We start from the raw sequence: 22,981 nt of genomic DNA, 5'->3' as shown, positions 1-22,981 counted from the left end.
CGGGAGGAGTATGGGCGCCGATGGCGCAGCCGCGCTAGCGGCCCGGACGGATCAGCTCCAGACCGCCCCGGCCCCGGCCGCCTCGCCCGGGTAGCGCAGCGTCGCGACACGTTCCTTGATCCGCCAGCCGTCGTCGGTGCGCACCACCCAGTCGTCGTTGTCGCCGCCGGCGAAGCCGCCGGTCCCGGGGATCGGCACCAGCCACTTCATCTTGACCAGCACCCGGCCGTCCTCCTCGCGCACCCAGCAGTTGGTCATGTGATGCGCCGCCGGATGCGGCGGCTTGCCCAGCGCGAAGAAGGCCTTGATCGCCTCCATGCCTTCGCACAGCGGCCCGCCGGACGGCCGGCCGTCGAACCGGGCGTCGTCGGTGAACACCAGCGGAAAGCGGCTCTGGTCGGGCGCGTCGACCACGTGGTGGCACAGCGCCTCGAGCTGATAGATGTCGACGATATCCCGGGTGTCCAAGGTCGTTCCTCCCCGCTCTCGCAGCGTCTTGTCGAGGAGCGTACGGCGGTCACGCTAGCGCGGCCAGCCCCGGCCAACCGGCGCTCCGGGGGCGGAACCCCTCCTGCCCTGACTTGTTCTCGGCGAGGGAGGACGAGATCATGGACTATCGCTTTGTAACGCTGAATTCCGCGGGCGAGGCGGGCCACGCCGAAGACTGGTCATGCGCGTCGGACGTGGAGGCGATCGAACGGGCGTCGCACAGCGTGCCGTCCTTCGGCGGGGAGCTCTGGCGCGGCGACCAGCGGATCAGCGTGTTCGCCGGGCCGCTCAGCCACACCCGTCCCAATCCGCGATCAACCACCGCGCGGGCCTGATGCTCAGGGTCCGGGGACCACGAACTCAGGCGCCGGGGCGGCGGTCTCCATCTTGAAGCGGATCTGCCAGCGCACGCCTTCCGGGGCGAAGGTCAGGGCCGCTTCGCCCGCCAGCTCCCGCGCCAGGCTGCGCTGCAGCAGCCGCGAGCCGAACCCCGGGCGGTCCGGCGGGACCACCGGCGGGCCGCCCTGTTCGGCCCAGGACAGGACCAGTTCGTCGTCCTCCTGACGGCTCCAGTGGATCGTCACCCGCCCGTCCGGACCGGACAGCGCCCCGTACTTCACCGCGTTGGTGGCGAGCTCGTGCAGCGCCATGCTGAAGCCGAGCGCCTGCTGCGGGGTCAGCCAGACCGGCGGGCCTGAGCGGCTGATCTGCGGGCGCTGGCGGCTCTCGAACGGCGCCATGGCGGAAGCGACGACATCGGGCAGCAGGGCGCCGTGCCAGCTTTCCGCGTTCAGCAGATCGTGCGCTGCGGCCAGCGCCAGCAGCCGCGCCTCGAAGGACGCCCGGGCGCTCGGCAGGTCAGGCGCTGCGCGCAGCGTCTGAGCGGCGATCGATTGCACGGTCGCCAGCGTGTTCTTCACCCGGTGGTTCAGCTCGTTGATCAGCATGCGCTGACGCTGCTCGGCGCGGCGGCGCTCGGTGACGTCGTCGAACACCCCGACCACCCGCTGGATCCGCCCGTCCGGCCCGAGCATGCGGTCGCTGACGCTGACGACGTTGCGGACGGCGCCGTCGGGTCGGCGGATCCGGTACTCGAGTTCGTTGCGCTTGCGCCGGCTCGCATCGGCCGCCGCCGCCTCGCCCGCGACCCGCGCCAGATCGCGGCTGTCGATCCGCTGGGTCAGGTCGGCGATCGTCAGGGGCTCATCGGCCTCGAACCCGTAGATCTCGCGGGCGCGCGCGTCGAGCGTCGCCGCCCCGGTCTCCTGCACCATTTCAAAGGCGCCCAGCCGGGCGACGGCGATCGCCGCGGTCAGCCTACGATTGCTCTCTGCGATCGCGGTCTGGGCGCGCACATTTTCGGTGACGTCGAACCCCTCGAGGAAGATGCCGACGATCTCGCCGCTGGGGCCGGTCACCGGCTCGAGCACCAGGTCCAGAAAGCGCTCGGTCCTGGGGCCCCCGGTCCAGGTGGAGATCATCCCCCGCGAGGCGCGGGCGATGTAACGCTGCTCGGTCGCCCACACCTGGTCGAGGATTTCCGGAAAACCCTGGTCGGCGATGTCGGCGAACGCCTCGCGGATCGGCCTGCCGACGGCGTCGCGGTCGCCGAACAGCCGCTTGTGGGCGTCGTTGACGAACTCGAAGACATGGTCCGGTCCGCTGAGCAGGCAGATGAAGCCCGGGGCCTGCTGGAAGATGCTCCGCAGCCGCTCGATCTCCAGCGCGGCCTTGCGCTCGGCCAGCACCCGCGAAGTGGTCTCGACGACGATGGTCAGCACCCCGACCGGAACGCCGGCGTCGTCCGTCACCGGCGAGCAGTCGATGTTGAGCCAGAACTGCTCGGGTCGCCCGGCGCGGTTCAGCGTGACCGGCAGGTCGTGCAGCGTCACGCTCTGTCCGGCCAGTCCCGCCCGGATCGCCCGGTCGCTGAGGTCGGCGACCGCCGAGGTCTCGCGGGCCTTGGAGCCCAGCGTCCGCGGATGCCCTTGCCCGAGCAGCGCGGCGTAGGCGTCGTTGTAGAGGGTGACGCCGTCCTCGCCCCACAGCAGCGCCATCGGAGCCGGCGAGTGCAGCACGATCGCGGTCGCGACCTTCAGGCTCTGCGGCCAAGCCGCCAGCGGGCCGAGCGGCGTCGAGGCCCAGTCGTAGGCCGCGATCAACGCGCCGGCCGCACCGCCGCCGCGCAGGAAGGCCGCCTCGCTCGCGAACTCGTCCGACTTCGCCATCGACATCAACACGTCAGGCGCCAGCAAAGGCGCCATCGGCCTACGCCTGCAACCAACGAGGACGCGAGTACGGGCCGGTGCGCTCGCCGAGTCAGCCCGTCAGGGGACGCTCAAGCCGCGGTGCGGAAGACCGGTAGCTTCCAGGTTCCCCTCTGAGACCATCCCGCGGCGGTTCGTCAGGCGGCGTGACTCAGGGCGAACATGCGGCAGTGCTCGAGGTAGGCGCGCTCATGAATGCCCAACAGGTCGACGACGCACGACCACAGCCAGCTGGGCGCATCGAGCTCAGCGGAACGGGCGCGACCGAGCTCGGCTTTCCAACTCGCCCGCCCATCGGCGCCCATCTGGCGGCCATGGGCCTTGCCGACGACCCCGGCGAGGTAGGCCGCCAGCGCCATGGCCTTGGCCGGGGTCAGGCGATCGATCTCCAGCTTCAGGTCCTGCGGCATCAGCTCGCGCAGGACGACGGCCTTATCGAGCAGCCGGGTGGCGATCATCCGCTCGCCCAGATTGGGGGACAAGGCCTTGGCGCCGGTGACGACACGCACGGCGTTGTCGCGCGGCATGCTGGCCTTCGCGGCACTTGGCGCGGCCGCCGCCACGCTCTCCTTCAGATCCACCAGGCAGAGCGTCGCCGACGAGCCCTGGCCGATGCGGATCATCGCCGCAAACCTCAGCCGGCCGAGGGAGTTGCAGCCCTTCATCCAGTAGGCCGCGTCCACCATCGCAACCGGATCGCCGCTGTCGCGCGATTGCAGCCGGGTGAGCAGGGCCCGGACGGCGTCCTGCTCCAACAGGCCGCCGAGCGCGCCGCGCTCCTCGGCCGTGAGCGCCCAGAACTTCTTGCCCAACGGAACCATGGGTTTGACCGTATCGAGCCGTTCGGCCGCGAGGTGGCGCCAGCGCCGGCGGACGGAGCGGTTGAGCAGGCCGTGAATCGCGTCAGGCCGGAGCGCCTTTTCCCCCTCGGCGTCGAACTCGCCGTCCATGGCCGTCTCGTAGCCGGCCATCAGGTGTTCGAGAACGCCCGCGGTCGTGACGCCGGGAAGGTCCGAGCCGCGCGCGGCGGAGACGAGGGAGAGGCCCAGGCGGATCAGGTCGTGGGCGGGATTGCCGATGACCGTCTGGTCGAGATCGCGGATCTGAAACGCCACCCGCCCCTTGTTGTCGGCCAGCGGGCCGAGGTTTCCAACGTGGCAGTCGCCGCAGATCCAGACCGGCGGCCCTTCCGGGATCGCCCCCGGGCGGGCGTCGAGCCATTCGTAGAACTTCACTGTGCTGCCGCGCGCATAGGCGTGGGCCGAGCGGGCCATCTTCAGGTTGCGGGAATCTCGCAGTCGATCGGCCCGCTCGTCCGGGCCGACCATGGCCGCGCGCTTGGTCTTGGTCTCGAACACGAGGAACCTCCGTGCCGACACGGAAAAGGCGACCGGATCGCCGGCCGCCTCACCTGCAAGAATGCGGAAATCTAGACCGCCGGCGCCTGACCGATGGCGGTGGCTTCCAGGGTCGGGGCCTTCGGCGTCGGCAAGCCTCCGGACTTGTAGCTGGCGGTCAACTGCTGCTTCTCCGCGGCCATCGTCGCGCCGAGCGCGTCCATGTCGAGGCCGGCCTTGCGAGCCTGGCTGAACATGCCGTCGACCCGCTTTTCTTCCTCCTCGACGTGGTGGGCGATCTGCTCGGAAAGCACCTTCACCTTGGCGTCGTAGAAGGCGTCATCTGGGCCGCCCGCTTCGATCTCGGCGACCAGCACCTTGGCGCCGTCATGCTCGACATAGGCTTCCTTCAGCAGATCTTCCTCCACGTGGCCTTCGCAGGCTGGGTAGAAGACGTCTTCTTCGAGCTTGGTGTGGACGGTCAGCTCCAGGCAGATCTGTTCGGCCAGGACCTTCTTCTTGCCGTCGCCCTTGGCGGCTTCGAACTTGGCGAACAAATCTTCCACCTTGCGGTGATCAGCCTTCAGCAATGCAACGGCGTCGAGTCTCTCAGGGGTAGCCATAAACCATCTCCTTGGGGTGCAGACGGAAGGGCTCGCTGCAGGGATGGTTCCGAATTTGTTCACGTTGCGAGACGTTCGCGCATAACCGCTGGCGCTCGAGGAGGCGTCTCCTTTGGGCGTTCCAGCCTCCGCGCCCGGGCTCGAATTCTGGCCGGACGCATCAAGCGTTGGTGGCATGCTCAGGATGCAGCTATCGTCGTGCACTGCGTTCTACGATGCAGGCATGCTGGTGAGAGCGGATGGCTGATCGCGACGAAATGGTCCGACGGCAACGGGCGCTCGCCGGGTTCGGCGAGGCCGCGCTGCGCAGCAACGACGTGCAGGAGATCCTCACGGAGGCCTGCCGCCTGGTGGCGGAGGCGCTGAACGTCAATTTCGCCAAGGTGCTGGAGTTAGATCCCGCGACCAACGAAGCCTTGGTCCGCGCCGGCTACGGCTGGGGGGCGAGCGTGGTCGGCAAGGTGCGCCTGCCGCTCGGCGAGCGGTCCTCGGAAACCCACGCGCTCAACACCGCCGAACCGCTGATCACTCAGGACATCGCCACCGAGCGGAGGTTCGAGTTTCCCGACTTCATGCGGGAGCACGGCGTGGTGGCGCTGGTGAACGTGCCGATCTTCGTCCCCGGCGGCGAGCCCTATGGCCTGCTGCAGGTGGATTCGCGCGAGCCGCGCGACTTCGACGAAGAGGACATCGCCTTCCTCACGACCTATGCGACCATCCTCGGCCCGGTGATCGATCGACTGCACAAGGTCAGCGATCTCAGGGCGGCGCGCGATCGCAACGCGATGCTGCTCCGTGAACTGCAGCACCGCGTCAAGAACGACCTGGCGGCCGTCCAGAGCATTATCCGGCTGCGGTCCAAGGGCGCGTCCGCCGAGGTGCGGGACGAACTGCGGATCATGAGCGAGCGGATCGAGACGCTGCGCCTGGTGCAGGAGCAGCTCTATTCCCGCGAGGATGTCGATCGCGTGGCGCTGCGGCCCTACGTCCAGCAGCTGCTCGAGAACCTCAGCGCCTTGCACCGCGGCGCGGGGGGGCCCGTGGAGCTGGAGATCGATGTCGCCGAACTCGACGTCTCGCCGCGCGTCGCCGGCGCCGTGGGCCTGATCCTGAACGAGTTCACCACGAACAGTTTCAAGTATGGCTTCAAGGGCCCGGGCGGACGGCTGACGGTCAGCTTGGCGCCGTCCTCCGACGACACGGCGGCGCTTCGGATCGCCGACAATGGCGTCGGTTTCGCAACGGAACCGTCAGGACTTCGCCGCGGGACCGGCATGACCCTGATCGAGGGCTTGGCCCGGCAATTGGGCGGCCAGGCGAACTGGTCGTCGGAAGCCGGCGTGCGGCTCGACGTGGAGTTCCGGCTCGGCGACGGGGAAGCCGGAAGCTAGCGGCGTCACACGACCCAGGGTCAGCACCTGGCGCTTCACCGCCCTTACCAGTGGTGGCCACCGCCCTCAGCCGTCCGACGGCGCCAGCACCGCCTGCACCTTCACCCGCGCCACGCCGTCGTTGACCATCCCCAGCCGGGCCGCGGCCTGGCGCGAGAGGTCGAGGATGCGGCCGTGGGCGTAGGGGCCGCGGTCGTTGACCTCGACGTGGACCCAGTGGCCGGTCTCGGTGTTGGTGACCCGGGCGATCGTGCCCAACGGCAGGGTGCGGTGGGCGGCGGTCATGTCGTTGGGGTCGAAGCGTTCGCCGCTGGCGGTGCGGCGGCCGGCGAAGGCTCGGCCGTACCAGGAGGCGAAGCCGACCTGGGCGCGGCCCAACCGCGGCTGGGGCTTGGGCTTCGGCGGCGTCGGCGGGGCCTGGGCGGCGATCGGCGGCGGGGGCGGCGGCTGTTCGCGCTTGCAGCCGGCCAGCGTCGCCAGCGCCAGGACCGGGGCGAGGCGCGCGGCCCATACGGCGGGCGAGGCGCGCCCGGAGGCCGAGAACAGTACGCGACGCAGCAGATCCAGGGACATGACGGCGTCCCTCCCGTCGCGCCGGGAGCCGCCATCACCTCGCCCGGCCCGGGCACGTAGGCGCAAGACGACCAAGCGGGCCAAAAAGTTCCCGGCCAAGCCGCCCTGGGGCTACATCGTCAGGGCGACGCGGCCCTCGATCCGGCCGGCGCGCAGGTCGTCCAGCACCGCGTTGACGTCTGCGAGCGGGCGGGCGGCGACGTTCGCCTTCACCTTGCCGTCGACAGCGAAGGCGATCGCCTCGGCGAGGTCGCGGCGGGTGCCGACGATCGAGCCGCGGACGGTCACCCGCTTCAGCACGATGTCGAAGATCGGCGCCGGGAACTCGCCCGGCGGCAGGCCGACCAGGGCGACCGTGCCGCGCCGGCGGGCGCAGTCGATGGCCTGGCGGAAGGCGGGCGGCGAGACCGCGGTGACCAGCACGCCGTGCGCACCGCCGCCGGTCTCGCGCACGACCGCCTCGACAGTTCCGGGGTCGCGCGCGTCGAACGCCAGGTCGGCGCCGAGGCTGCGGGCGAACTTGAGCTTGGCCTCGCCGACGTCGAGGGCGATGACGTTCATCCCCATCGCCTTGGCGTACTGCACGGCGACGTGGCCGAGGCCGCCGACGCCGGAGATCATCACCCATTCGCCGGGCCGGGCCTCGGTCTCCTTGAGCCCCTTGTAGACCGTCACCCCGGCGCAGAGTATCGGGGCCATCGCCACGAAGTCGACCTGCTGCGGCAACCGGCCGACGAACGGCGCGCTGGCGATGACATATTCCGCATAGCCGCCGTCCACCGCGTAGCCGGTGTTGTGTTGGCGCTCACACAGCGTCTCCCAGCCGGTCTCGCAGTATTCGCAGGCCCGGCAGGCGTCGTGCAGCCAGGGCACGCCGACCGCGTCACCCTCGCGCAGGTCGGCGACGCCGGGCCCCAGCGCAGCGACCGTCCCGACGCCCTCGTGGCCGGGGATCAGCGGCAGCTTCGGCTTGACCGGCCAGTCGCCGTCGATCGCGTGCAGGTCGGTGTGGCAGACGCCGCTGGCGGCGATCTTCACCAGCACCTCGCCCGGGCCCGGGGTCGGGATCGGCACCTCTTCCAAGGTCAGCGGGGATTTGAACGTGCGGGCGACCGCAGCCTTCATGAGCGCCATCGGGCTCGCTCCTGGATCGGGACGAAAGCTTTCGAGCCGGCTTCTAGGCCTTTCGCCGCCGCCCGGAACTCCGGTGGAACCCTGGATGGTCGGCGCGCGTCATCCGGCCATGCGGGTGTTCCTGGACTTCGAGGCCTCGTCGCTCGGACCCGACAGCTATCCGATCGAGGTCGGCTGGGCGGGCGAGGACGGGTCGCTGGAGAGCTGGCTGATCCGCCCGGCGCCGGACTGGACCGACTGGGATCCGACCGCCGAGGCGTTGCACGGCCTGAGCCGCGAGCGGCTGCTGGCCGCCGGCCAGCCGCTCGAGGCGGTGGCGCGCCGGGCGCTGGAGGCGCTCAGCGACCACGAGGTCTACGTCAGCGCGCCCTCCTGGGACGGCAAGTGGATGAGCGTGCTGCTGCGTGCCGCCGGCCTGCCGCGCCATGCGCTGCGGCTGAAGGACGTCGACGAGGCGGCCCGCGCCGCGGTCGCCGAGGCGCTGCCGGGCCGGCCCGACGACGAGCTGGCGATGCTGGCGACAGTGTTCCTGGCGGCGGCGCGGCGGCGGCTGGCGGACGAGCCGCCGAAGCATCGCGCCCTGGCCGACGCGCAGGCCGAACTGGCGATCTGGCGCGAGGTCCGCCGGCTGGCGCTGGCCGCGGCCGCAGGCGGCTAGTCCGCGTGCACCTGGACCAGTTCGCCGGGCCGCGGCTGGGCCGGCTTCATCAGCAGCAACAGCGGCAGCATGGCGACGCTGGCCATGAACATCCAGCCGAAGGCGGCGTCATAGCCGATCATCGAGGCCTGGCGGGTGATCTCGCCGTTCAGCGCCGCCAGCGCCTCGCCGGAGCCTTCGAACATCGGCGGCAGGGCGTAGCCGATCACCGGGTTGGAGGGGGCGATGTGGCCGGCCAGCGCCTCGTGGGCCAAGGCGCTCTGGCGGATCTGGAAGGCGCTGGCCAGGCCGATACCGATGCTGCCGCCGAGGTTGCGCAGCATGCCCGACAGCACCGCGGCCTCGGTGCGCAGGTGACCGCCGAGGGTGGCGAAGCTGAGCACCGCCATCGGGTTGAACATCAGCCCCTGGCCGAAGCCCTGAATGAAGCCGGTGACCTTGATCGGCGTGGCGGTCATGGCCAGGTCGAAGTGGCCCATGTGCCAGAGCGCCAGGCTGTTGAGCAGGGCGCCGACCAGCATGGTGCGCCGGGGGCCCAGGCGGGCCGCCATCCCCGGCACCACGGCCATGGCGACCACCGCGCCGACGCCGCGCGGCACCGTGGTCCAGCCGGCCTGCAGGGCGGTGTAGCCCATCAGGTGCTGCATGAAGAGCGGCATCAGAGCGATCGAACCGAACAGCACCGCCGAGAGCAGCACGCTGAACACCAGGCAGGAGGAGAAGTTGCGGTCGCGGAACAGCTCGCGGGCGAAGAACGGGTGCTCGGCGGTCAGCGTCTGCATGACGAAGACGTAGAGGCCGCAGCCGACGATGATCGCGTAGGTCCAGATCTCACGGCTCTGGAACCAGTCCTGGCCATGGCCGCGGTCGACCATCAGCTGCAGCGAGGCGGTGAACAGCACCAGCGCGGTGAAGCCCAGGAAGTCGAACGGCCGCTGCAGGCCGCCGGCGTCGCGCGGCAGGAACAGGTAGACGCCGACGAAGCCGACCACGCCGAGCGGCACATTGATGTAGAAGCACCAGCGCCAGGAGTAGGACTCGGTCAGCCAGCCGCCGAGGGTGGGCCCCAGGATCGGCGCGGCCATCACCACCGCGCTCCACACCGCCATCACCTGGGCGGTCAGCCGCCGCGGCCACAGGTCGAGCAGCGTCGCCTGGGAGATCGGCATCATCGAGGCCCCGGCGAAGCCCTGCAGCAGCCGGAACACCACCATCTCCGGCAGGCTGGTGGCGATGCCGCAGAGCAGCGACATGGCCACGAAGCTGACCACAGAGATCAGGAACAGCCGCTTGCGGCCGATCTTCATCGACAGCCAGCCGGACAGCGGCGTCATGATTGCGGTGGCGACGATGTAGGAGGTCAGCACCCAGGTCATCTGTTCCTGGGACGCCGACAGCGACCCCTGCATGTGCGGCAGGGCGACGTTGGCGATCGTCATGTCGATCGTCACCATCAGGGTGGCCAGCATCAGGCCGCCCGTCGCGATGACCCGCGACACTGTACTCTCGGTGGCGCTCATGGATCGCCGGTCCTCCCCGGCGCGACGCTAGACGGCGCGGGCCGGCTTGGCGAGGCGGCGGGGTACGAAGCCGCCGCGGCGATGGGGGCTAGCGTCCCGGCGAATGAGATGCTCCCCCTCTGGGGGAGCTGTCGCGGAGCGACTGAGGGGGTGTCCGCCCAGACCCCGATGGAGACCGCCTAACCCGAGCTTCTGAGCGGAAGCCCCCTCCGGCCCTTCGGGCCACCTCCCCCTGAGGGGGAGGATCTGGGGCCTCCGAGCCGCCGCGCTCCCGCTAAGACGTTGACCTAACGGAAGCTTTCAGCGCCCGGGCGATACGGCCTGCGGGCCATTGCCTCGCCTTGCCGCCTGGGAGCAAATGACCGCCCGACCCGGCCGCCCGAGAGCCGGAGGGAACGATTACAGGCCGCAGGGAGGGCCCGAAATGACCACCTACACCGACAAGGCCGCAGCGATGGCCGCCGGCGGCAACGCCCGCACCGTGCTGGAATACAGCGAGGTGATGAAGCGGCTGGTCGACCAGGCCAAACAGCCCGGCTTCACCGTCGACAGCTGGGCGCCGCTGGCGGCGATGGTCGACGTCGAGAACTTCGTCCGCGTCGGCTGCTTCAAGGAGGTGGTCGACTGGAACCAGTACACGACCATCCTGACACAGTGGGCCACCAGCTCCGAGTGGGAGTGCAGCTTCAAGCGGGTGACCGAGGACGCCGGCCGAGTGTTCCTCGAGCTCGAGGAGCGCAGCAAGGTCGGCGACAACAAGGACGTGGTGAATTCGCTGACCGTCTACGAGTTCAACGCCGCCGGAAAGCTGCGCCACCTGGACATCTATCTGCAGCGGGCGATGGACCAGACCTCGACCGGCGGCTGGGAAAGCGCGGGCGCCGAAGCGATGGCCTAGGGCTTTACGCTTCCAATCCGTCATCCCGGCCGGAGCGGAGCGGAGAGCCGGGACCCAGGGGCCGTGCGCACCGCCCCTGGGTCCCGGATCGCGCTGACGCGCGTCCGGGATGATGGCATGGACGGCGCCGCCGAAGCCCCGCCGGGCGCCGCGAGGGTCAAGTGCGCGTTCTTGCGCCGCCCTAGGCGACGGCCGTTAAATGCCGGCCGCTCACCCCACGCCCGCCGCCCGCCCGCGGCGCACGAAACGACGACTCGGCCTGGCCGAGGGAGGACACGATGAACGACGTCAGCAGGTATCCGGGCGAGTCCTCGACGACGCCGGTGGTCATCCCGGTCGAGGCCTACACCTCGCAGGAATACGCCCGCGCCGAGGCCGAGAAGCTCTGGGGCAAGGTCTGGCAGGTCGCCTGCCGCGTCGAGGAGCTGCCGAAGGTCGGCGACTACGTCACCTACGACATCCTCGACGAGTCGATCATCGTCGTGCGCACCGCCAAGGACAGGATCCAGGCCTTCTACAACGTCTGCCTGCACCGCGGCCGGCGGCTGACGGAAGGCTGCGGCCACACTGCCCAGTTCTACTGCCGCTTCCACGGCTGGCGCTGGGACCTGAACGGCGAGAACGCCTTCGTGCTCGACCGTGAGGACTGGGGCGCGTCGTTCACGCCCGAGAACCTGCGGATGAAGCAGGTCCAGGTCGACACCTGGGGCGGCTGGGTGTGGATCAACATGGATCCGGACTGCGAGCCGCTGCTCGACTACCTGAAGCCGGCCTCGCCGCTGCTCGAGCCGTTCGAGCTGGAGCGGATGCGCTTCCGCTGGCGGCAGTGGCTGTACTTCCCGTGCAACTGGAAGACCGCCATCGAGGCGTTCAACGAGAGCTACCACCTCGACGCCACCCACCCGCAGCGGACCAAGTGGGGCACCACCAAGAACTGGAGCAAGGCCGGCGGCAAGCACACCTGGCACGGCATGGGCCAGCCGCGCGGCGGCGCGGCGCGGACCGAAGGCGGCCTCGCCGGCGCGGTGCGCACCCAGGCGGGCCAGGACCCGCGGGTCGTCGCCGCCGAGCAGATCATCTCGATCTACGAGACGGTCAACGCCACCACCACCCAGACCTTCGTCGAGGTCGCCGCGAAGCTGACCGAGGAACTGCCGCCGGAGGCCACGCCCGCCGAGGTCGGCATGCACCTGATGAAGCGGGCCAAGGGGATCGACGAGGCGCGCGGCGTGGCCTGGCCGGACCTGCCGCCCGGCTACATGGGCCAGGTCGGCCACGACTGGCATCTGTTCCCCAACACCGTGATCCTGCCGTCGCTGACCACCGCGCTGTGCTACCGCGCGCGGCCGAACGGCGACGACCCGAACAGCTGCATCTTCGAGGTCTATGTGCTCGAGCGCTTCCCCGAGGGGCAGGAGCCGAAGACCGAGTGGGTCTACGAACCCGACCCGACCGAGGAGAAGTGGCGGCTGATCCTGTCGCAGGACTTCCAGAACATGCCGAAGGTGCAGCAGGGCATGAAGTCCCGCGGCTTCCCCGGCCCGCGCCCCAGCCCCGAGCAGGAGCTGGCGATCATCCACTTCCACAAGATGCTGGCCGAATACATGGGAACCGGCGCGCCCGAGCCGTTCTGAGCCCCCATCTCCGTCATCCCGGCCGTAGCCAGCAGAGAGCCGGGCCTTGCAGGCCGTCCGGGATGGCGAATTTAGAACCGCCTCCGCGACCACCTGACCGCCCCGCCCCCGCGTGCGCCCCGGCGACGGCCGTGTTAACCGGCGGTTGCAAGCTGGAGTGGGGTGCGGGGTGCTGACGTCGACGATCGTCCGGGCGAGTTCGCTCGAGCCGCAGGCCTTGCCGGCCGGCGTGCAGGTCCGCGCCATCCGCGAGCACCTCGATGAACGCGGAAGCTTCCGCGAGATCTGGCGGCAGAGCTGGTCGGACCAGCCGCCGGCGGTGCAGTGGAACCTGGTCCGTTCCGAGCCGAACGTGCTGCGCGGCGTGCACGCCCATATCCGCCACGTCGACTACCTGACCATGGCCGCCGGCGAGATGATCCTCGGCCTGCACGACCCGCGGCGCGGCTCGCCGAGCTTCGGCCGCTCGCTGCTGCTTCGGCTCGAGGCGGACGATCCGCACCTCGTGGTGGTGCCGCCCGGCGTCTGTCACGGCTTCTACTTCCCGCAGGCGGCGACCCACATCTACGGCGTCACTGAGGCCTGGAACGGCTCCGACGAGTTCGGCTGCGCCTGGGACGCGCCGGCGCTCAATCTCGTCTGGCCGTGCGACGCCCCGGTGCTGTCGGAGCGCGACCAGCACGCCGGCTCCTATGCCGAGCTCTGTGCGGTCCTGACCGAGCACGACGCCGCATGACGCCGCGCATCGGCCTGATCGGATGCGGCCGCTGGGGCCGGTTGATCCTCCGCGACCTGCTGAAGCTGGGCTGCGAAGTCGAGGTGACCTGCCGCAGCGAGGCGACCGCCGCCTTCGCCCGCGGTTCCGGCGCGCGCGCCGCCGGAACCGCGCTGCCCGAACCGGCGGCGGTCGACGCCTATGTGGTCGCCACGCCGGCCGCGACCCACGCCGCGGTGCTGGGGACGATCGTCGCGGCCGGCAAGCCGATCTTCGTCGAGAAGCCGATGACCACCGACTCCGGCAGCGCCCAGCGGCTCGCCGCACTCGCCCCCGAGCGGCTGTTCGTGATGGACAAGTGGCGCCACCACCCGGGCGTCGAGGCGATGCGGCAGGAGGTGGCGGCGGGCAAGCTGGGCCGCGTCCTCGCGATCCGCGCCTCGCGCTGGCAGTGGTCGAGCCCACACCGCGACGTCACCCCGCTGTGGGTGCTGACGCCGCACGACCTGGCGATCACCCTGCATGTGCTGGGCCGGCTGCCGCCGCTGGCGCAGGCCTTCGCCGTGGTCCCGGGCCGCCCGGAACTGGGCTTCGTGGCGGTGCTCCAGGACGCCGAGACCCAGGTGATCGTCGAGGCCGGCATCGTCGAGACCGGCCACCGCCGGCGCTGCCTGGTGGTCGGCCAGCTCGGAACGCTGGAACTGACCGACGCCTATGACGCCGGCCTGCAGGTGCGCCGCGGCGCGCCGGGCGAGCCGGCCGCCGAGGCCCTGGTCCTGCCGATCTCGACCGAGATGCCGCTGGAGGCCGAGTTGCGGGCCTTCCTGGCCCACCTCCGCGGCGAAGGCCCGCCGCCCTGCTCCAGCGCCGCCGACGGCGCGCTGGTCGTCGCGCGGCTGGCGGAGATCGAAGCCGCGCTCGGCCTGCCGCCGTCCGTCGCATGAGCCCGCCGCTGTTCACCGTGCTGCTGCCGGTCTACCGGCCGCCGGACCTGCTGCCGTTCGCGGTGCGCTCGGTGCTGGCGCAGAGCTGTGCTTCGCTGGAGCTGTTCATCGTCTGCGACGGCGCGCCGGCCACGACCGTCGAGACGGCCCAGGCCTTCGCCGCCGCCGATCCGCGCGTGCGGGTGTTCGCCCATCCGAAGGGCGAGCGGAACGGCGAGGCCTGGCGGCATCTGGCGCTGCAGCAGGCGTCGGGCCGCTACGTCTGCCAGATTGCCGACGACGACCTGTGGTTCGACGACCACCTGACCGAGGCCGAACAGCTGATGGCCACCGCCGATTTCGGCAACCTGCTCGGCGTGCAGATGCGCCCGGACGGGACGGCCTATCTGCAACTGGCCGATCTGGGACATCCGGCGGTGCGGGCGAACATGCAGCACAGCGCCTACAACTTCTTCGGCCCGACCTGCGCGGCCTATCGGCTGGCGACCTACCGCGCGCTGCCGGTCGGCTGGTCCCCGGCGCCCCAGGGCGTCTGGAGCGACCTCTTCATGTGGCGGAAGTTCCTGGCGCAGCCGGGCGTGCGCTTCGCCACCCGGCCGGTCGCGACCAGCCTCGGCTTCCCGAATGTGCTGCGGGCCGCCTTCAGCCTGGAGCAGCGCCAGGCGGAGATCGCGGCGCACGTCGAGCGGCTCAGCCAGCCGGCGTTTCGCGACGAGGTGTGGCGCGCGGCCCTGCTCGACTATGGCGCCATGGCGCTCCGCTGGCGTCAGCAGCGCACCTTCCTGGCGCACCGCAACGACGCCGCCGAGGCGCGCATCGCCGAGCTGAGCGCCGCCCTGGCCCGGCTCACCGCGAACCTGGCGGACCCGGGAAACCCTGGCGGTTAACCCTGTCCGTTAACGCCATACCGTGGCGCCGAATCACCACCTTCGCCTTGCGAGCGAACTCTGGCGCCGTTCATGCCAGAGACAGGGAACCTGAGCTGTACTTGTCCGTAGATGGAACAGCAGGGCTTGTTGGCATTTGATGCGGTCCATCGGGGACCGCGGCCGCACAAAAGAACCTGGGTTGGGGATTTGAGGTATTATCGCATGTCACCGTCTCTGAGCGTTGTCGCCGACAACGACATGAAAGCCGCTGCCGCCGCCTCGCCGAAGAGCGAAACCGTCGCGCAACGTGTGCGCCGCCTGCAGTCGGAAGCCCGACAGCTGGCCAAGGACCACATCAAGGCGCTGAGCGCGGCGATGGTCGAGGTCGAGACCCTGGCGGCCGAAATCGCCGAGGGCGGCGACGCCTATCCGCCGGGCGTGCGCGACATCGCGCGGCGTCTGGTCGAGGACGTCGAAGCGCGCGTCCAAACCCTGGATGCGATCGTCGCCCGCACCGCCTGACGGCCGCGCGCGCGTTAATGAAGGTTACTACGTCTGCTGAGCGGCGCCTGGCGCTAAGGGCCCTCCGTTAACCACGGAGACCCGGCCAGGCGCCCGGCGGGGCTTTCCCGATCAGGGACAGCCGCCCGTCCCGGCCTGACACACGCCTTCCGGAGCGCGGTCGAGCGGTTTTCATGCTTTGCGTCGACGATGCGCTGATCCCCCGCGTCGTTCCGACGAGCCCGTCGCTCGGCCGCGCCGATTCACTGTTTTTCTTCACCCTGATCGCGCGCACCCTCTCCGGTCATCCCCGCGAAAGCGGGGACCCAGGTTTTTTAGGGTCGCCCGCGTCTCCAGCGGAAAAGCCTGGATCCCCGCGTTCGCGGGGACGAGCGGGCGAAGGTGACTACCCCACCAGATCGCGGAACTCGTGGCTGCGGCGCAGCCAGGCCGAGGCATAGCCGCAGATCGGGATGATCCTCAGGTTCTGCGCGCGGGCGTCGGCGGCGAGCGCGGCCATCAGCCTTCCGGCAGCGCCGGAGCCGCGCAACGGCGGCGGCGCATAGACATAGTCGAGATAGAGCTGGTCGCCCTGCCGCCGGTAGTCGGCGTAGGACGTGTGCCCCTCCTCGTCCATCTCGTAGCGGGACTGGTCGCGGTTGTTGCGCAGGTCGCCCATCACGCCTCCTTCTGCACTGACGCTATCGCCGAAACGCGCGCGACGGCAGGCGGATTGATCCCGGCCGGCGTCGGCGCGAAGCTCGCCCGCACAAAATGGGAGGCCCGGTCACATGCGCAAAGCCCAGATCCTCGCCCTCGCCGGGCTCGCCGCCGCCCTGGTCGCCTGCGACCGCAAGCCGGAGACCGCGCCGCCCAAGCTGCCGGCGCCGCCGAACTCCGGTCCCGCCGCCAGCGTCGCGCCGCCGGTCCTGCCGACCGCCCTGCCCGACCGCGCGCCCGGCCTCTGGGAGCAGAAGGTGTCGAGCGACGGGGTGACCCAGGCCAGCCAGCTGTGCCTCGACCGGGCGGTGGCCGAGCGGTTCACCGTCTGGGGCCAGAACGCCGGCCGCAAGGGCTGCACCCCGGCCAAGGTCACCACCCGCGCCGGCGGCGGCTTCGACTTCACCACCGACTGCGACCTGGGCGAGAACGGCAAGAGCTCGACCGTGGGCGCGGTCACCGGCGACCTCGCCCGGGCCTACAAGGTCAGCGCCCAGCACACCGTCACCGGCGCGAAGGCGCCGCAGATGAACGGCCGCCACGCGATGACACTGGACGCGGTCTGGAAGGGCCCCTGCCCGTCCGGCATGGTCCCCGGCGACGTGCGGCTGCCCGGCGGCGTGAAGCTCAACATGCTGAAAATTCCGCACGGCTGATGTCGGCGCCGTGCGGCCTCGCTCGTCCTTAGGGCGCCAACCCAGACAGACCTTCCGAGGAGATACCCATGGCCACCCCCGTCGACATCAAGCCGGAGAACGACCGCGAGCTGGTGATCGCCCGCAAGATCGCCGCCTCGCCGGACAAGCTGTTCCGCTGCTGGACCGACCCGGAGCTGATCCCCCAGTGGTTCTGCCCCAAGCCCTGGCGCGCCGAGGTCGTGAAGATGGACGTGCGCCCGGGCGGCGTCAGCCAGACCATCTTCCACGGCCCCGACGGCGAGTCCTTCCCCAACAACGGCCTCTACCTGGAGGTCGTGCCGAACCAGAAGCTGGTGTTCACCGACGCTTTCACCGAGGGCTGGCGGACCACCGAAAACCCGATGTTCACTGGCGAGATCACCTTCGAGGACGCCGGCGACGGCACGACCCTCTACATCGCCCGCGCCCGCCACTGGACCCGCGAGAGCGTCGAGCAGCACGAGAAGATGGGCTTCCACGAAGGCTGGGGCGTCTGCGCCGAGCAGATGGAAGCCCTGGCGAAGACGCTGTAGCTCGCCCTTAGCTGTCATCCCGGTTTCGCGGAGCGAAGACCGGGATCCATGAACACGGCGTCGCAGGACCTCATAGACCGCGGAGCCAATCCCGCATCCCTGTGTTCTTGGATCCCGGACAAGCGCTCCGCGCTTTCCGGGATAACACCCATGGTTGCTAGTCCGCGTTCCGCACGGTGCCGGCGATGAAGCCGCCGCCAAGCACGCGGGTCGGGGCTTCCGGGGCGTAGAGCACGCAGGCCTGGCCGGGGGCGACGCCTTCTTCGGCGCCGTCGAACTGCAGGCCCGGCTGGCCGTCGACAAGCGCCAGTCGCCCGGCGACCGGCTCGCGGGTCGAGCGGACCCGGGCCAGCACCGGCCGCGCGGCGTCGCAGGCCGCCTCGATCGAGGCCCCTTCGCCGATCCAGTTGCTCTCCTTCAGCGTCAGCGCCTGGGTGAGCAGGGCCTCGCGGGGGCCGACGACCACCTGCCGGCGGTCGGCGTCGATCTTCACCACGAACAGCGGGTCGCCGACGGCGACGTTCAGCCCCCGCCGCTGGCCGATCGTGTAGCGGGTGACGCCGTGGTGCCGGCCGAGCGTGCGGCCGTCGAGGTGGACGATGTCGCCGGGCTCGGCGCCCTGCGGCCGCAGCCGGTCGATGACCGTGGTGTAGCGGCCTTCCGGCACGAAGCAGATGTCCTGGCTGTCCGGCTTGTCGGCGACCGACAGGCCGAGCTCGCCGGCGGCGGCGCGCACCGCCGGCTTCGGCAGGCCGCCCAGCGGGAAGCGCAGGAAATCCAGCTGCTCGCTGGTGGTGGCGAACAGGAAATAACTCTGGTCGCGCGCCGGATCGGCCGCGCGGTGCAGCTCCGGCCCGGCCGGCCCGACCTCGCGGCGCACGTAGTGGCCGGTGGCCATCGCCTCGGCGCCGAGCTCGCGGGCGGTGTCCAAGAGGTCGCGGAACTTGACCGTCTGGTTGCAGCGCACGCAGGGGATCGGCGTCTCGCCGCGCAGATAGGCGTCGGCGAAGTCTTCCATCACCTGCTGGCGGAAGCGGCTTTCGTAGTCGAGCACATAGTGCGGGATGCCGATCGCGTCGGCCGCCACGCGGGCGTCGTGGATGTCCTGACCGGCGCAGCAGGCGCCCTTCTTCTGGATCGCCGCGCCGTGGTCATAGAGCTGCAGGGTGACGCCGACCACGTCGTAGCCGGCCTTGGCCAGCAGCGCCGCGGTCACCGTGGAGTCCACGCCGCCGGACATCGCCGCGACGATGCGGGTCCCCGCCGGCAGGCGCACGGCCTCGCGCGCGGCGGCGATCAGGCCGTCGGGAGCGTCGCGCAGGAGGGCGGAGGCGGTCGTCATCGCGCCTATTTAGCGGCGAGGGCGGGGCTTTGCGAGGGGAGTGCGTCAGATCCTCCCCCTCTCAGGGGGAGGTGGCCCGGAGGGCCGGAGGGGGTTGAAGGCCGCGGTTGGGGGTTCCCCCCCCTCACCCGCTCCGCGGGAGCTCCCCCTATCCTGAGCGCCTTACGCCGGCAGGATGCTGAGCAGCGACGAGCCCTGCAGGGTCTGGAAGACGTGGGCGGCGGCCTGCACGGCGACCTGCGCCATCTGCAGCTGGGTGGCGGCCTGGCCCATGTCGGCGTCGACGATGTCGCCGATCATGCCGGCGATGGTGACGTCCTGGGCGTCGACGAAGTCCTTGCTGGTGTCGAGCCGCTTCTGGATCAGGCCGTTGGCCGCGGTCATGGTCGTCAGGTCCGAGCGGATCGTGTCCCAGTCGTCCAGCTGCTGCTGGATCCAGGTCTGCTGGTCGACGGTCAGCTTGCCCTCGAACGGTCCGACCGGCGAGTTCTGCAGGGCGTGCAGGGCGGTCATCATGGCCGTGCCGACGTTCGAGGCCAGCACGCCGGTCTCCACGGTGGTGGAGTCGTCCAGCTTGTTCTGGATCTTGTAGTCGTCGTTGTGGAAGAAGCTGGAGACGTCCACCGGCGGCGCGGGCGGCGCCGGATCGGTGAGTTCGTCGAGCGAGCTGACCGACACCGGCTTGGTGTCGACCTGGCCGCCGGCGAACAGGTACTTGCCGTTGTAGCGGGCGTTCATGCCCTCGACCGCCGTCGCCATCTGCGCCTTGATGTTGGTCATCATGGTCTCGGAGCTGCCGGTGGCGAGCGCGTTGGCCAGCGCCTCGCGGACCGAGGCCGCCGCGTCGGTGATCTGGTTGAGCGCCACGTCCTGGCTGGACAGCCGGTCGGAGATCACCCGGTTCTGGTCCTGGTAGGTCTTCAGCCGCGCCTTCACCGTGTTCATCGCCGTCAGCGTGTCGGCGGTGGTGGAGAAGGCCTTCAGGTCGGACCCCTTGCGCTGGGTCGCCACCTGATTGCCAAAATGCATCTGGCTCTGCTGGGCCCGGTTCAGGTTGGCCAGCACGGTCGAATAGTTGCCCGAGGTCGAGACGCGGTTCACCAGCGGTTCTCCGTCAGATCATGTTCGTCAGCACGTCGAACAACTCCTTGGCGGCCTGGATCATCCGCGCGGAGGCGTTGAACGCCTGCTGATAGGTGGTGAGATTCACCAGTTCTTCGTCGAGGTTGACGCCTTCGACCGACTGCCGACGCGCGTCGGCCTCGGTCCTCACCGCGTCGGCCGCGTCGGCGCGGCTCTGGGCGTCGGCGGCCTTGCGGGCGATCGAGCCCGAGAACTCCGAGGCGTAGCGCGACAGCGTCATCGTCAGCGTGCTCTGCCCGCCGGACGCGCCGAAGCTGGTGTTGACGTCGCCGGCGTTAGCCAGCGCCAGCGCCCCGCGCGCATCGCCGGCACGCAGCGCCGGGGCGCCGGCGGCGACGTCCAGGTCGAGGTGGGCGAAGGCGAGCTTGCTCGCGTTGCCGGTGATCGCCGTGTCCAGCTTGTACTGGGTGGCGCGCGACGACCGCTCGCCGGCGCCGACGCCGAACAGTTGGCTGAACGACGGCCCGCCGGCCCCGCGCGTGGCGCTGTCGCGCAGCATCGACAGGCTGGCGTTGGCCGGCGGCGTGCCGGCGAAGCTCAGCCGGCCCTGGCTGTCGAGGTTGAACGCACCGTACAGGCCGACGCCGTTGCTGGTGTTGTTCAGCGCGCTGACCAGATCGGCCATGGTCCCGCCGGCCGGAATGGTCACCGTCACGTCGCGGATCGGCTTTCCGTCCGGCTGCGAGACCCGCATGGTGATGGTGTCGCCCGGCGTGAAGCCGTGCGCGTCGCTGAGCTTCAGGCCGGTGTCGTAGGTGCCGAGGCCGGTGGTGCGGATCAGGTCGTTCAGGCCGAAGAAGTGCGAGAACTGCCGGCCGGCCTTCTGCGAGGTGCCCTCGTCGATCGCCACGCCCAGTCCGCCGGACGCGTTGATGCTGAGCGCGCCGTTGGTGAAGCTGGCGCTGCCCATGCCGCCGAGCGCCGCGGTCAGGTCGGTGTCGAAGCTGGCCGCGGAGAAGGCGCTCGCCGGCCCGCCGTTGACGCTCAGGGTCATCGCGTCGAAGTCGATCGTCACCCGGTGCTGGATGACGCCGGAGGGGTCGGTCAGCGCCACGGTCGACTGACCGGTGAAGCCGCTCACCGCGCTCTCCAGGTCGAGCCCGGTGTTGCGCCCGTTCAGGCTCGCCGGCGCCGGCACGGCGCTCGAGGCGTTGTGCGCCGCGTTCAGCTGGGCCACCGCCCGCTCGACGAACTCGCCGAGCTGATCGCTCATCTGCGGCAGGGTGGTGTTGCGCAGCTCGAGCAGCCCGCGCACTTCGCCGCCGTCGAGCTGCAGCGGCTGGGCCGCGCCGCCGTTCGGCGAGACCGCGGTGATGTAGCCGGGCACGCCGGGGCTCGAGTTGTAGGTGAGCGTCACCGAGCTGTCGCCGGCGAGCAGCAGGCCGTCCGGCGAGCGGATGTCGACCCCGCCGCCGGCGTGCGGCGAGACCCGCACGCCGATCAGGCCGGCGAGCTGGTCGACCAGCTGGGCCTGGATGTTCTCGGCGCCCGAGGCGTCCTGTTCGATCAGCTTGGCGCGGACGATGTCGGAGTTCAGCGCGGTGATGCGCGTCAAGAGGTCGTTGGCCTGGGACACGTCGGCGAAGATCCGCGTGTCCATGGTGTCGTTCAGCGACGTCAGCTGGGCGTTGATCCGCTGGGAGTCGTTGAGGAAGTCCTGGACGTTGGAGATCGCCTGGCTGCGCAGCAGCGCCGAGGCCGGGTCATTGGCCGCGGCGGTGAAGCCGGAGAAGATCGTGTCCAGCCGGTTGAAGTAAAAGTTGTCGCTCGCCGGGTCGCCGTACATCCCCTGGATCGTGTCCATATATTGGGAGTAGGCGCCCCAGCGGCTGGACTCGCCGGCCGCCATCTGGCTGGCCAGGGTCAGGTACTGGTCGGTGATCCGCTTGGTGCCGGCGACCTGGACGCCCATGCCCTGGCCGGCGACCACCAGCGGCCGCTGGTCGAGGGTCTTGCGGACGTACCCGGGCGTGTTGACGTTGGCGATGTTGTCAGAGACCGCGCGCAGGCCCATCTGCGCGGCGTTCAGGCCGGAAGTCGCGGTGCGGAGCGTGGCGTTCAAAGACATCGGTTACCCCTGCGCCCGGCAAACGCTGCGCGCCCGGTAAGAAACTGCCGGGACGTTTCGGCGCCCGCACGGCGCCCGCAATTCGCAATTCTTCAGCGTTTTCAAGGCTGACCCTTTCAGGCTCGGCAGAGCCCAACAGGGTTAACGCAAGAGCGGCGCCAGAGCCGGAATGGCCCGATCGGCCCGGCAGGGAACGCCACAGCGGGGCCCGGACAGCCCGGCAATTTTCGACGCAGCGCCCCGCCGCCGCCAGACCGATCGTCGAGAAAATCTAGATAAATCAGCCATCTGCGGTTTGGCCCGAAGGTTGCTCCGGTCATTGGGAACCCCCAGCGCAGCACGCGCCCCCTCGCCAATCGAGACGTCCTTCGTGTCCGCGTCCGTCAGCAACATCACCGCTTCTGTTCCCGGCGCCGCCGCACCCGGCGCCGGCGCGTCGGCCGCGTCCGGCGGCGCGGTCGCGGGCTTCGAGGCGATGATGAACGCCTTCTTCGCCTCGACCGACGCGATGCTGGACGCCGGCGCCCAGGCGTCGCTCGGCGCGGGGACGTCGGCGGTCGCACCGCTGGCGACCGCGCCGGTGGACGCGGCGACGACCTTGCTGATCGACCCGACGCAACTGGCCCTTGACGCCGGCCTGCCGGCCGTCGCGCCGGCGCACCTTGCGGCCCAGCCGACCCTGGTGAACCCGCCGGAGCTGGCGCAACAGCCGGCCGCCGCCGCGCCGACGACCCTGCCGCCAGCCGCGCCGCCGCTCCTTGCGGATCCGACGGACCTCGTCGCCGGGGCTGAGCCCTCGGACGAAGCGCCGGTCGTCGCCGACGAGGCGGAAGCCGCTACGGACGCCGCCGTCCCCGGCGACCTGGCCACGATGCTGGCGCTGCTGACGCCGCCGCCCGCGCCGCAGCCGATCGCGACCACCACGGCCGCGCCCGTGGAAAGCGG

General features: G+C 70.4%; 23 protein-coding genes. 11 read left to right on the top strand and 12 right to left on the bottom strand.

The window, feature by feature from the left end:
• Positions 1 to 51 precede the first annotated feature (51 nt).
• Entirely contained in the window at positions 52 to 468 is a 417-nt protein-coding gene (locus ACSQ14_RS04770; protein ID WP_436010253.1) for a nuclear transport factor 2 family protein, read from the bottom strand.
• A gap of 140 nt (positions 469 to 608) precedes the next feature.
• Between ACSQ14_RS04770 and ACSQ14_RS04765 the strand changes: the two genes are divergently transcribed.
• Positions 609 to 824 (top strand): hypothetical protein, encoded by a 216-nt coding sequence (locus tag ACSQ14_RS04765; RefSeq protein ID WP_436010251.1) that lies wholly within the window; start codon positions 609 to 611, stop codon positions 822 to 824.
• A gap of 3 nt (positions 825 to 827) precedes the next feature.
• Here ACSQ14_RS04765 and ACSQ14_RS04760 read toward each other — a convergent pair whose 3' ends face one another.
• From ACSQ14_RS04760 to ACSQ14_RS04750, 3 genes are all read right to left on the bottom strand, one after another.
• Positions 828 to 2,753 (bottom strand): HWE histidine kinase domain-containing protein, encoded by a 1,926-nt coding sequence (locus ACSQ14_RS04760; protein ID WP_436010249.1) that lies wholly within the window; start codon positions 2,751 to 2,753, stop codon positions 828 to 830.
• A gap of 140 nt (positions 2,754 to 2,893) precedes the next feature.
• On the bottom strand, positions 2,894 to 4,114 hold the full coding sequence (locus ACSQ14_RS04755) for a DUF2252 family protein (RefSeq protein WP_436010247.1): 1,221 nt from the start codon (positions 4,112 to 4,114) through the stop codon (positions 2,894 to 2,896).
• A 71-nt stretch (positions 4,115 to 4,185) separates the two neighbouring features.
• The gene (locus ACSQ14_RS04750; protein ID WP_436010245.1) at positions 4,186 to 4,716 is read right to left on the bottom strand and encodes a hemerythrin domain-containing protein; all 531 of its coding nucleotides are present in this window, start codon (positions 4,714 to 4,716) and stop codon (positions 4,186 to 4,188) included.
• A gap of 239 nt (positions 4,717 to 4,955) precedes the next feature.
• Between ACSQ14_RS04750 and ACSQ14_RS04745 the strand changes: the two genes are divergently transcribed.
• Positions 4,956 to 6,107 carry a sensor histidine kinase gene (locus ACSQ14_RS04745; RefSeq protein WP_436010243.1) on the top strand — a complete coding sequence of 384 codons (1,152 nt, stop codon included), beginning with the start codon at positions 4,956 to 4,958 and terminating at the stop codon, positions 6,105 to 6,107.
• A gap of 66 nt (positions 6,108 to 6,173) precedes the next feature.
• On the opposite strand, the gene ACSQ14_RS04740 is transcribed toward ACSQ14_RS04745, so the two are convergent.
• Together ACSQ14_RS04740 and ACSQ14_RS04735 are read right to left on the bottom strand one after the other, a co-directional pair.
• Positions 6,174 to 6,680, bottom strand: a complete 507-nt coding sequence (locus ACSQ14_RS04740; protein WP_436010241.1) for a septal ring lytic transglycosylase RlpA family protein — start codon at positions 6,678 to 6,680, stop codon at positions 6,174 to 6,176.
• A 111-nt stretch (positions 6,681 to 6,791) separates the two neighbouring features.
• Complete coding sequence (locus tag ACSQ14_RS04735; protein ID WP_436010239.1) at positions 6,792 to 7,814, bottom strand: zinc-dependent alcohol dehydrogenase; 1,023 nt, start codon at positions 7,812 to 7,814, stop codon at positions 6,792 to 6,794.
• 85 nt (positions 7,815 to 7,899) lie between these two features.
• Here ACSQ14_RS04735 and ACSQ14_RS04730 point away from each other — a divergent pair, with 85 nt between their 5' ends.
• Entirely contained in the window at positions 7,900 to 8,472 is a 573-nt protein-coding gene (locus ACSQ14_RS04730; RefSeq protein ID WP_436010237.1) for a 3'-5' exonuclease, read from the top strand.
• Here ACSQ14_RS04730 and ACSQ14_RS04725 read toward each other — a convergent pair.
• Positions 8,469 to 9,992 (bottom strand): DHA2 family efflux MFS transporter permease subunit, encoded by a 1,524-nt coding sequence (locus ACSQ14_RS04725; RefSeq protein ID WP_436010235.1) that lies wholly within the window; start codon positions 9,990 to 9,992, stop codon positions 8,469 to 8,471. The two genes, ACSQ14_RS04730 and ACSQ14_RS04725, sit on opposite strands and share 4 nt — an antisense overlap.
• A 424-nt stretch (positions 9,993 to 10,416) precedes the next feature.
• Here ACSQ14_RS04725 and ACSQ14_RS04720 point away from each other — a divergent pair, with 424 nt between their 5' ends.
• The 6 genes from ACSQ14_RS04720 to ACSQ14_RS04695 all read left to right on the top strand — a co-directional run bounded on the left by ACSQ14_RS04720 (position 10,417) and on the right by ACSQ14_RS04695 (position 15,574).
• Positions 10,417 to 10,890 (top strand): hypothetical protein, encoded by a 474-nt coding sequence (locus ACSQ14_RS04720; protein WP_436010233.1) that lies wholly within the window; start codon positions 10,417 to 10,419, stop codon positions 10,888 to 10,890.
• Between the two features lie 278 nt (positions 10,891 to 11,168).
• Positions 11,169 to 12,524 (top strand): aromatic ring-hydroxylating oxygenase subunit alpha, encoded by a 1,356-nt coding sequence (locus tag ACSQ14_RS04715; protein ID WP_436010231.1) that lies wholly within the window; start codon positions 11,169 to 11,171, stop codon positions 12,522 to 12,524.
• A 169-nt stretch (positions 12,525 to 12,693) separates the two neighbouring features.
• Positions 12,694 to 13,260, top strand: coding sequence for a dTDP-4-dehydrorhamnose 3,5-epimerase family protein (locus ACSQ14_RS04710; RefSeq protein WP_436010229.1), 567 nt, complete (start codon positions 12,694 to 12,696; stop codon positions 13,258 to 13,260).
• Positions 13,257 to 14,183 carry a Gfo/Idh/MocA family protein gene (locus ACSQ14_RS04705; protein WP_436010227.1) on the top strand — a complete coding sequence of 309 codons (927 nt, stop codon included), beginning with the start codon at positions 13,257 to 13,259 and terminating at the stop codon, positions 14,181 to 14,183. The genes ACSQ14_RS04710 and ACSQ14_RS04705 overlap by 4 nt, the downstream gene beginning before the upstream one ends.
• Complete coding sequence (locus ACSQ14_RS04700) at positions 14,180 to 15,070, top strand: glycosyltransferase family 2 protein (RefSeq protein ID WP_436010225.1); 891 nt, start codon at positions 14,180 to 14,182, stop codon at positions 15,068 to 15,070. The genes ACSQ14_RS04705 and ACSQ14_RS04700 overlap by 4 nt, the downstream gene beginning before the upstream one ends.
• 240 nt (positions 15,071 to 15,310) lie before the next feature.
• Complete coding sequence (locus ACSQ14_RS04695) at positions 15,311 to 15,574, top strand: hypothetical protein (RefSeq protein WP_436010223.1); 264 nt, start codon at positions 15,311 to 15,313, stop codon at positions 15,572 to 15,574.
• A gap of 385 nt (positions 15,575 to 15,959) precedes the next feature.
• Here ACSQ14_RS04695 and ACSQ14_RS04690 read toward each other — a convergent pair whose 3' ends face one another.
• The gene (locus ACSQ14_RS04690) at positions 15,960 to 16,232 is read right to left on the bottom strand and encodes a GNAT family N-acetyltransferase (protein WP_436010221.1); all 273 of its coding nucleotides are present in this window, start codon (positions 16,230 to 16,232) and stop codon (positions 15,960 to 15,962) included.
• Between the two features lie 112 nt (positions 16,233 to 16,344).
• Between ACSQ14_RS04690 and ACSQ14_RS04685 the strand changes: the two genes are divergently transcribed.
• Both ACSQ14_RS04685 and ACSQ14_RS04680 read left to right on the top strand, forming a co-directional pair.
• A complete protein-coding gene (locus ACSQ14_RS04685; protein ID WP_436010219.1) occupies positions 16,345 to 16,929 on the top strand; it encodes a DUF3617 domain-containing protein in 585 nt (194 codons plus the stop codon).
• A 68-nt stretch (positions 16,930 to 16,997) separates the two neighbouring features.
• Positions 16,998 to 17,483, top strand: coding sequence for an SRPBCC family protein (locus ACSQ14_RS04680; RefSeq protein ID WP_436010217.1), 486 nt, complete (start codon positions 16,998 to 17,000; stop codon positions 17,481 to 17,483).
• Positions 17,484 to 17,640: 157 nt separating this feature from the next.
• Here the strand turns inward: ACSQ14_RS04680 and mnmA are convergent, their stop codons facing one another.
• From mnmA to ACSQ14_RS04660, 4 genes are all read right to left on the bottom strand, one after another.
• On the bottom strand, positions 17,641 to 18,825 hold the full coding sequence (gene mnmA, locus ACSQ14_RS04675; protein ID WP_436010215.1) for a tRNA 2-thiouridine(34) synthase MnmA: 1,185 nt from the start codon (positions 18,823 to 18,825) through the stop codon (positions 17,641 to 17,643).
• Between the two features lie 162 nt (positions 18,826 to 18,987).
• The gene (locus tag ACSQ14_RS04670; RefSeq protein ID WP_436010213.1) at positions 18,988 to 19,926 is read right to left on the bottom strand and encodes a flagellin; all 939 of its coding nucleotides are present in this window, start codon (positions 19,924 to 19,926) and stop codon (positions 18,988 to 18,990) included.
• Positions 19,927 to 19,939: 13 nt separating this feature from the next.
• A complete protein-coding gene (gene flgK / locus ACSQ14_RS04665) occupies positions 19,940 to 22,036 on the bottom strand; it encodes a flagellar hook-associated protein FlgK (protein ID WP_436010211.1) in 2,097 nt (698 codons plus the stop codon).
• A gap of 141 nt (positions 22,037 to 22,177) precedes the next feature.
• Positions 22,178 to 22,960, bottom strand: coding sequence for a hypothetical protein (locus tag ACSQ14_RS04660; RefSeq protein ID WP_436010209.1), 783 nt, complete (start codon positions 22,958 to 22,960; stop codon positions 22,178 to 22,180).
• Positions 22,961 to 22,981: the final 21 nt, after the last annotated feature.

This window comes from Phenylobacterium sp. LjRoot219 (genome assembly GCF_964252995.1).
In the GTDB taxonomy this organism is placed as follows: Bacteria; Pseudomonadota; Alphaproteobacteria; order Caulobacterales; family Caulobacteraceae; genus Phenylobacterium.
The sequence above is the reverse complement of the archived record's forward strand: the minus strand, read 5'-3'. Positions and strand labels throughout refer to the sequence as shown.

Excerpts from the sequence above, each read along its gene's own strand:
- ACSQ14_RS04745 (WP_436010243.1), top strand. The coding sequence starts at position 4,956 with ATGGCTGATCGCGACGAAATGGTCCGACGGCAACGGGCGCTCGCCGGG.
- ACSQ14_RS04680 (WP_436010217.1), top strand. The coding sequence starts at position 16,998 with ATGGCCACCCCCGTCGACATCAAGCCGGAGAACGACCGCGAGCTGGTG.
- mnmA (WP_436010215.1), bottom strand. The coding sequence starts at position 18,825 with ATGACGACCGCCTCCGCCCTCCTGCGCGACGCTCCCGACGGCCTGATC.
- ACSQ14_RS04700 (WP_436010225.1), top strand. The coding sequence starts at position 14,180 with ATGAGCCCGCCGCTGTTCACCGTGCTGCTGCCGGTCTACCGGCCGCCG.
- ACSQ14_RS04730 (WP_436010237.1), top strand. The coding sequence starts at position 7,900 with ATGGTCGGCGCGCGTCATCCGGCCATGCGGGTGTTCCTGGACTTCGAG.
- ACSQ14_RS04750 (WP_436010245.1), bottom strand. The coding sequence starts at position 4,716 with ATGGCTACCCCTGAGAGACTCGACGCCGTTGCATTGCTGAAGGCTGAT.
- ACSQ14_RS04740 (WP_436010241.1), bottom strand. The coding sequence starts at position 6,680 with ATGTCCCTGGATCTGCTGCGTCGCGTACTGTTCTCGGCCTCCGGGCGC.
- ACSQ14_RS04720 (WP_436010233.1), top strand. The coding sequence starts at position 10,417 with ATGACCACCTACACCGACAAGGCCGCAGCGATGGCCGCCGGCGGCAAC.
- ACSQ14_RS04705 (WP_436010227.1), top strand. The coding sequence starts at position 13,257 with ATGACGCCGCGCATCGGCCTGATCGGATGCGGCCGCTGGGGCCGGTTG.
- ACSQ14_RS04695 (WP_436010223.1), top strand. The coding sequence starts at position 15,311 with ATGAAAGCCGCTGCCGCCGCCTCGCCGAAGAGCGAAACCGTCGCGCAA.
- ACSQ14_RS04690 (WP_436010221.1), bottom strand. The coding sequence starts at position 16,232 with ATGGGCGACCTGCGCAACAACCGCGACCAGTCCCGCTACGAGATGGAC.
- flgK (WP_436010211.1), bottom strand. The coding sequence starts at position 22,036 with ATGTCTTTGAACGCCACGCTCCGCACCGCGACTTCCGGCCTGAACGCC.
- ACSQ14_RS04735 (WP_436010239.1), bottom strand. The coding sequence starts at position 7,814 with ATGGCGCTCATGAAGGCTGCGGTCGCCCGCACGTTCAAATCCCCGCTG.
- ACSQ14_RS04725 (WP_436010235.1), bottom strand. The coding sequence starts at position 9,992 with ATGAGCGCCACCGAGAGTACAGTGTCGCGGGTCATCGCGACGGGCGGC.
- ACSQ14_RS04765 (WP_436010251.1), top strand. The coding sequence starts at position 609 with ATGGACTATCGCTTTGTAACGCTGAATTCCGCGGGCGAGGCGGGCCAC.
- ACSQ14_RS04760 (WP_436010249.1), bottom strand. The coding sequence starts at position 2,753 with ATGGCGCCTTTGCTGGCGCCTGACGTGTTGATGTCGATGGCGAAGTCG.
- ACSQ14_RS04715 (WP_436010231.1), top strand. The coding sequence starts at position 11,169 with ATGAACGACGTCAGCAGGTATCCGGGCGAGTCCTCGACGACGCCGGTG.
- ACSQ14_RS04685 (WP_436010219.1), top strand. The coding sequence starts at position 16,345 with ATGCGCAAAGCCCAGATCCTCGCCCTCGCCGGGCTCGCCGCCGCCCTG.